Here is a 6,575-nt window from a genome sequence, read left to right on the forward strand (position 1 = left end):
CAGTAACAGAGAAGTCGAGTCTTGTATCTCGTCTACTTTGCGAATTAAAGGAGGCTCTGTATGTTCAGAAAGAACTCAAGTATTGTGAATGGTGCGTTGGAAGAAATTTCCGCGTTGGAATATATTCTGCTGGGCGACTTACTGGATTTACTGGAAGAAGCCGACGGCGATGCGGGGGCCTGGAAATGGATCTCTGAGGTTTTGGATACACTGTTGAAAATGATGCCCCGCGAATTTGCACTGCAGGATAAAGGGGGCTACCTGGACGAAGTGCTCGAAGAGCAACCGAACTGGCAGGGACGGGTCCAAAATCTGTACGAGGAACGTTGTGCCCTGCTGCTCAAGTTAAGCGAACTGCAGGCCCGGATGCAGGATTCTCTCCCTCTGCAGCAGATGCGTCAGATCGCCGACGAACTCAGACTCGAACTGCGCGACTGGATCACCGGCTACATCGCGCATCAGCGCCACGAACGCCGTATCTTACAGGACGCATTCAACAGCGACATCGGTGCGGCCGACTGATTGTGTCTCCGCATTCAGAAGAGTTTGAATTCTGAGATCAGGTATTGAGATTCAATAACCCACACGCCTCAGCATATCCGGGGGATGATTTTCCATATTCGCTGGCGGTCACGCGCGCGAGGGCCACGAGCTGACGCCAGCGGAATGCCTCGCGTGTATTGTTGAATTCTTCTTTCACCGTGCAGTAATATTTTTCAGCATGCAAGGCACCATCTTCACTGGTGGCATAACGTAGTAACAGATCGAACACCGGGCGGGCGTTCTGTCCCAGTTTTCCGTACTGATGAATTACTGCAGCTGCACGGAACTGGTCTTTGTTGCGAATGGCTGCTTCTGCTTCTTGGATCAACTTTTTCGGATCTTGGGACGTGATCTTTTCGAGTTGATCATTGAGCGGATAGGGTAGCTCATTCAGTTTGCTGTTGTACCTGCCGACCGCTGTGTGATACGCGCCGACTATCAGGCTGGCGATCGTGTTCCGCTTGTTGCTGACGCGGGCGATATTCCGCCAGGCATTGGCCGAATCAGACGCGTGCACTCCAACGGAATCACCGTGTACGCTGCCGATAGGCTTATCGGGAAACTCCCTTGTTCGCCCCTGGTCGTGCAGGACGAGCGCATTCGACGCCAGCGAGATTGCTTCGCCAACGGATTCAGGTTCGAAGCCTTCCGCTAATGCTGCAGCGGCTGCATCGGCGGCTTGTTCCGGGTTGCTGAGGTAGATTGTTCGCGCGAGCGATTCCACCCAGGCATCATCGGCTTTTTTTGTTCCGATGGGTTTACCGAGCAAACGGTACTGGTCAAGCAGCATCGGAAGTACCGTTCGAATTTTAGAAGGCTGGCGATTCGAATGATTGAGCCCCTGTTCCGATTTCACACAAAACCTGACTGATTGACGCAGTAGCGTGTGTGCGTGTTCCTGTCCAACCATATCGAGCATCGCCCAGGCGCGCCAGGATAATACAACACGGTGGACATTGAGTTCATCCTGAATTGCGAACTGTAAATCGTTGAACGCATCATCAACCGACCCTTGCGCAAGAGCGGCGAATGTGCCTTCCGCTTTGTCGTAGTCAGCACTGCGGGTTGCCGCCTGCAGGAGTGGTCCTCCCAGGCTGTCCTTCGGTAGCGTGAATGGTTTTACCGGGTGGAGTACTTCATTGTGTTGGCTGTCCGTATCCTGAATTTGCGCCGTGTTTCGATAGAGTACTTTCAAGACGGGAAGTGGCTTGAGTTCCGTCGGTAATTCCCGGGTCATCTGGTAGGCAGGCGCCAAAGCCATAAACGTATGGAAGCCAATATAATCCTGACCTCCGAATGAGCGGGTATTCGCCAGGGCTGCCGCTGAAATTAATGTTTGCAGATCGGTGCCGGAGTTTAATTTCTTGACCAGCATCGTTTGTAATTTGTTGAGCGGAGTTTCCTGCAGGGCTGATACCAGCGGTTCCATACATCCAAACGTGAGTTTGTTTGAGTCTTCGCCAGCGAAGATGGGAGAAAGTCCGAGGTCGAAAGCGAGTGATGATCCTACGCTGCCGATCAACATACCTCGTCCAATGTCTGCAAGAAATTCGCGGCGCGTGTTGGCTTTCATTTTGTCTCTCCGGTTAAGGTTTCGAACTGAAAATGACAAACGTGACTCCCGCTTTCTCAACCTCTTACTATAACGTCAAAATATAATACCGCTCCTGTTTTTTCAGAATTATGTCTGGTTCAGGGATTTATTCTCATGTGAGATTTGAAACCCGACCTTTGTGTGTGCCTTGTGCCTGCTTATGGGGTTGAATTCCGAAGCGTTGGTCCTGACAGTTTATGAGCCATAGTCATATACATACACGTCGATTTCAGCAGTGCAGAGAGTCTGTTCAATCAGTGGTTCGACTTTGTCCCATTTGCCGCCGGCCAGGCCGCAGCCGATGCGTGGCATGTGGACGGAAGCCGAGAGTTCCCCGGCTTTTTCTGCGACGGATGTCAGGCATTGTTCGATGGCCGGGTAGCGGACTGGTGGGCCTTTGCTGCCGGTTTTCATGCCGCGCTGACCAATCATATTGGCGACCCAGATGTAAGGTTCAACCTGCACGTACTGGACTTCACCCAGACTGAAATTATTTTTGGCCCGTTGTCGATGCCACTGGCGGTATTCTGCTTCCGGTTCGGGCCAGCGGTTGCTGATTGCCAGCACGAAGCCTTTACCCCAGCCGCCCAGGTCATTACAGATATGGGCAATGATCTTGTTTCCTTTGGTTTGGGGCTGGGTGGCATCGCCTTTCAGATAGGTGATCCCGGTCATGGTTTCTGTTTCGGGTCACAGATGGTACTGGGCAGGTCGATATTGTATTTCTGGAGCAGTTTGGCGTATTCGCCGCTGGTGCAGAGTTTTTTCAGGCCGGCGTTGAAGGTGTCGCGTACGTCGGCTTCTTCGAAGTTGGCTTTGAAATAGGTCGTCTCAGGGAAAATGGCGTGATATTCAACGTCACTCAGTTTGTGTCCCGTTGACTGGCTGATCGCGTTGAAGATGCTGCGGTCAATCACAATCACGGCGTCTTTGGCATCCCAGAACTGTTTGACTTGTGCGCTCTGATCGGCGACTTCCACGTAGTTCTTACGCTGTGGGCCATCGGGGGAGAACAGATTTTTGAATTCGGGCCCGAGTTCGAGGTACGCGTCCTGCCAGGCCAGCACTTTGTGATCGGCCAGATCGGCGACGGTTTCGATTTTCAGACCGGCTGATTTTTTGGTGATCGCGGAATTCACGAAGTCGATGAAATTGTCGGAATAGAAAATGCCTTCGATGTCTTTGAACTGCTGGACGCCGAGCGCCACGTCGGCCTGATTCTCGGCGACCGCGGCCTGCAGCTTTTCATAGGGCATTTGCACAAAGTTAAGCTGATAACCGGGCAGCGCCTGTGTGGCAATATCGACTTCGATGCCGCTCATCCCGTTTTTCATGACGTAGGGGGCGATATCGACGCTGATGGCGACCGTCAACTGCGGCTTTTCCGAGCCGGCATTCGGTTCGGGGATGATATCGATGTTCGGATTCGCTTCTATCGGCGGTTGGGGAGTGGCCGCCGGTTTTTCACACGCGGCCAGCAGAACAGCGAGTAACATCAGGCATGTGGCAGTACAGACGCGAGATCCATTCATCATCTTTTCTCCTGAGTGACGGGGTTTCGCTGCAGTATACCCCGTGTTGGGCGTGTGCTCAATAGATTTGTTGTTGGTCGGTTATAATTCAAATCTGTTCGCCGAGAAAAACGGGTTCGCGGTTGTAGCCGGTCATGACCTGATAGTAATGTGATGAAGGTTGCAGGAGCATGTAGACATAGGGGTGTTCGTGCTGGTCGTGGATGATGGTGCCTTGGATGCCTTCTCTGATCTGAAACCAGACACCGCGTTCCAGCCCGAAGTTCGCCTGGATTTCTGCCGGCTCGGGGTGATAGATCGACCAGGCGCCCGATGCGAGCGTCGCCACTTCACACCACCAGGCGAGGGGGGCGTTGCAGTTTCTCTGGCGATTACCCCAGGGGAGAATCTGGAGTTCGCCTTCATAAAACACGGGGAGTAATGGGCGCCGATGCCGCTGCAGGAACAGGATCTCTTTTTCCGCCGTCTCCGAACGCTGGATGATGCGTTCTTCCAGTTGAAACTTTTGAATCAGTTTAGCGGGCACGTCATGCCAGGCAATGGTAATTCCGGTGCACATCAGAAACACATCTTTCCTGAAATATCACAGATATCATAGTTATGTGTCGCGTCATGATAGATTTCATGCAGCGGCAGTGTCTCGGCACTGCGGATCGCAAACCGGCCCAGTTTTTGATTGATGTCGTGTTTGAGTTGATCGAGGGGGCTTTGCGCCTCTTCGAAAAAAAGTGACTTTTGGATTTTGTTCCGCCAGATCAGACTTTCGGCGATGATGTGCATGTGGCTGACCGGGTGATTGGTTGGTGCTGCTTCGAGCATGGGCATGACGGCGTCGTAGATCGTGCGAAATGAAGCAGAGGGGACCGCCAGTGGAGTGCGGCCCAGCCAGAGGGCTGTTTTGTTGGCATCGATCTGTAAACTGATATGACCGGCATAAACGCGATGGTGGTCGAGGGCTTCGATCAGGCGTTCGATATTTCTGACGACCCAGGCGCGAATGCGATCGGGGTCGGTGGTTTTCCCGCCACAGGAACCGCCGCGGGCAATCGCCTTGTGAGGCGGCCGGGAGGTCTGAATCGGCGTGACCGAGTCGCCGCGCAGTTCCCACCACAGGGCTTCCCCTTTAATCGTGAGCAGTTTGCGAATCATCAGCCGATCCGCTTCGCGATAGTCCCAGCAGGTGTGGATATTTCTATCGTGCAGCTTGCGCGCACTGCGACCGCCAACACCGCACAGTTCGCCAACCGGCTGTGAGCGCAGGAATGGTTCACACTGTTTTTCAATCACGCGCACGCCAAACGGCTTGGCGGCATCGCTGCCCAGCTTGGCCAGGGTGCGTGAAGGGGCGATGCCGATCGAGACGGGGACGCCGATCTGTTCCTGAACCAGCGTCTGCAGCGCGCGGGTGGCTTCCATCAGGGGGAGTTGAAAAGAACGTGCGAGCTCGGAGGCATCGAAAAACATTTCATCGATGCTGTAGTATTCAACCAGCGGGCTGACGGTTTTGAGCAGCTCCAGCAGTTTTCGGGAGATGACTTCGTACCAGCGAAAATCCCGTTTCACAAAAACCGCGTGCGGGCAGAGTTTCTTGGCTTCCCAGATCGGATGTCCGGTTTTCACGCCGTAGGCTTTGAGTTCGTAGCTCTTGGCAATGACGCACGCACCCTGGTTTCCCAGTACGCCACAAGGGACGCCTCGCAAGCTGTAAGATCTGACTCTTTCGCAGCTTACGTAGAAGCAGTCCGCGTCAATATGTCCCATTAAACTAGTGCCCATGCGGGGATAATACCAGAAGCATTACACGATACTACTGAACGGTCTCAGGGTTTTTTCTAGGAATTGGCCTGCTGCTCAGTATGGTTTTCGAGCAGTTTTTTGTTTCAACAGAGGAACCGGGAAGCGTCTGAATCCTGATTCCTGCATAGATGTCACACGTTTCTGGTGGAATGAAACTGATACTTCGCAGTCAGTAATAAGTCAGGAAGCGGAGAGATCGGGCTGGGGGACAGTGAAGAAAAACGTGGAGCCTTCGCCGGGCTTGGATTCGACCCAGACCTGTCCCTGATGTGCTTCAATAATTCGTTTGACGATCGAGAGTCCGAGTCCAGTTCCTTCATAGTCGCTGGCATTGACCGCGCGTGTCAGAGGATCGAAGATGCGTTGTTGTTCTTTTTCAGGGATGCCGATGCCATTGTCCTGCACCATCGTAACCACGAAACGCCCTTCCATTTTCGTGTTGATGCAAATCACAGGTGCCACGTCTTTCACATACTTGCAGGCGTTACCAATCAGGTTCTGGAAGACGGTTGTCATCAAGGCTTCATCAGCATAAACATCATCCAGGTGATCAATATTAACGGTTGCTTTCTGCTTGCGCAGTTGTTCATCCAGAAATTCACAGGCCGTTCTGATCGAACTCCGCAGCGAAATGTGATCCAGTTGCAGGCAGTTCTGGCCCAGTGTGGAAAAACGGAGGAGATCATCAATCAGTTTTTTCAGGCGATTGGTGATCAGCGGCAGACTGCGGAGCATTTCCAGTACGGGATATTCGAGATGGCTGCCTGCTTCTTCGAGAACGATTTGACTAATGGTTTTGATGTTTCCCAGGGGGGCTTTCAAGTCGTGTGATGCTGCTTTGGCAAACGCCTGCAGATTTTCGTTTTGCAGTGTCAGCCGAATTAATTGTTTTTTGCGTTCGATGGCATGCCGAATAGTGCGGGAAAGAATCGGCCCGGTCAGTTCTGCTTTGATTAAATAATCCTGTGCTCCTTTTTCAATCACCGCTTTGCTGAGGGTTTCGTCATCCTCTGTAGCCAATGTAATGACAGGCGTGGTGGGAGTGTTTTTTTGAATTAGCGTAAGTGCTTCAATGGCAGGAAGATCAGATAAATTCAAATCGAGCAGAA

Annotated in this window: 7 protein-coding genes; 1 reads left to right on the plus strand and 6 read right to left on the minus strand. The window is 52.6% G+C overall.

Annotation, left to right across the window (positions count from 1 at the left end):
• The first annotated feature begins 60 nt into the window (after positions 1-60).
• A complete protein-coding gene (locus tag Q0294_RS03940; RefSeq protein WP_299461138.1) occupies positions 61-522 on the plus strand; it encodes a hypothetical protein in 462 nt (153 codons plus the stop codon).
• A 37-nt stretch (positions 523-559) separates the two neighbouring features.
• On the opposite strand, the gene Q0294_RS03945 is transcribed toward Q0294_RS03940, so the two are convergent.
• From Q0294_RS03945 to Q0294_RS03970, 6 genes are all read right to left on the minus strand, one after another.
• Positions 560-2,116, minus strand: coding sequence for a hypothetical protein (locus Q0294_RS03945; protein ID WP_299461140.1), 1,557 nt, complete (start codon positions 2,114-2,116; stop codon positions 560-562).
• Between the two features lie 216 nt (positions 2,117-2,332).
• The gene (locus tag Q0294_RS03950) at positions 2,333-2,812 is read right to left on the minus strand and encodes a macro domain-containing protein (protein WP_299461142.1); all 480 of its coding nucleotides are present in this window, start codon (positions 2,810-2,812) and stop codon (positions 2,333-2,335) included.
• On the minus strand, positions 2,809-3,672 hold the full coding sequence (locus Q0294_RS03955) for a transporter substrate-binding domain-containing protein (protein ID WP_299461144.1): 864 nt from the start codon (positions 3,670-3,672) through the stop codon (positions 2,809-2,811). The genes Q0294_RS03950 and Q0294_RS03955 overlap by 4 nt, the downstream gene beginning before the upstream one ends.
• Before the next feature lie 85 nt (positions 3,673-3,757).
• The gene (locus tag Q0294_RS03960) at positions 3,758-4,237 is read right to left on the minus strand and encodes a hypothetical protein (RefSeq protein ID WP_299461146.1); all 480 of its coding nucleotides are present in this window, start codon (positions 4,235-4,237) and stop codon (positions 3,758-3,760) included.
• On the minus strand, positions 4,228-5,445 hold the full coding sequence (locus tag Q0294_RS03965; RefSeq protein WP_366917902.1) for a DNA polymerase IV: 1,218 nt from the start codon (positions 5,443-5,445) through the stop codon (positions 4,228-4,230). Before Q0294_RS03965 ends, Q0294_RS03960 begins: the two co-directional genes overlap by 10 nt.
• 201 nt (positions 5,446-5,646) lie before the next feature.
• A partial coding sequence (locus Q0294_RS03970) for a hybrid sensor histidine kinase/response regulator (RefSeq protein ID WP_299461148.1) occupies positions 5,647-6,575 on the minus strand: 929 nt, incomplete at its 5' end.

This window comes from uncultured Gimesia sp., assembly GCF_937919775.1.
Lineage (GTDB): Bacteria > Planctomycetota > Planctomycetia > Planctomycetales > Planctomycetaceae > Gimesia.

What these genes read in the sequence shown, in the direction of transcription:
- Q0294_RS03940 (WP_299461138.1), top strand. Translation starts at nt 61, where the DNA reads ATGTTCAGAAAGAACTCAAGTATTGTGAATGGTGCGTTGGAAGAAATT.
- Q0294_RS03945 (WP_299461140.1), bottom strand. Translation starts at nt 2,116, where the DNA reads ATGAAAGCCAACACGCGCCGCGAATTTCTTGCAGACATTGGACGAGGT.
- Q0294_RS03950 (WP_299461142.1), bottom strand. Translation starts at nt 2,812, where the DNA reads ATGACCGGGATCACCTATCTGAAAGGCGATGCCACCCAGCCCCAAACC.
- Q0294_RS03955 (WP_299461144.1), bottom strand. Translation starts at nt 3,672, where the DNA reads ATGATGAATGGATCTCGCGTCTGTACTGCCACATGCCTGATGTTACTC.
- Q0294_RS03965 (WP_366917902.1), bottom strand. Translation starts at nt 5,445, where the DNA reads ATGGGCACTAGTTTAATGGGACATATTGACGCGGACTGCTTCTACGTA.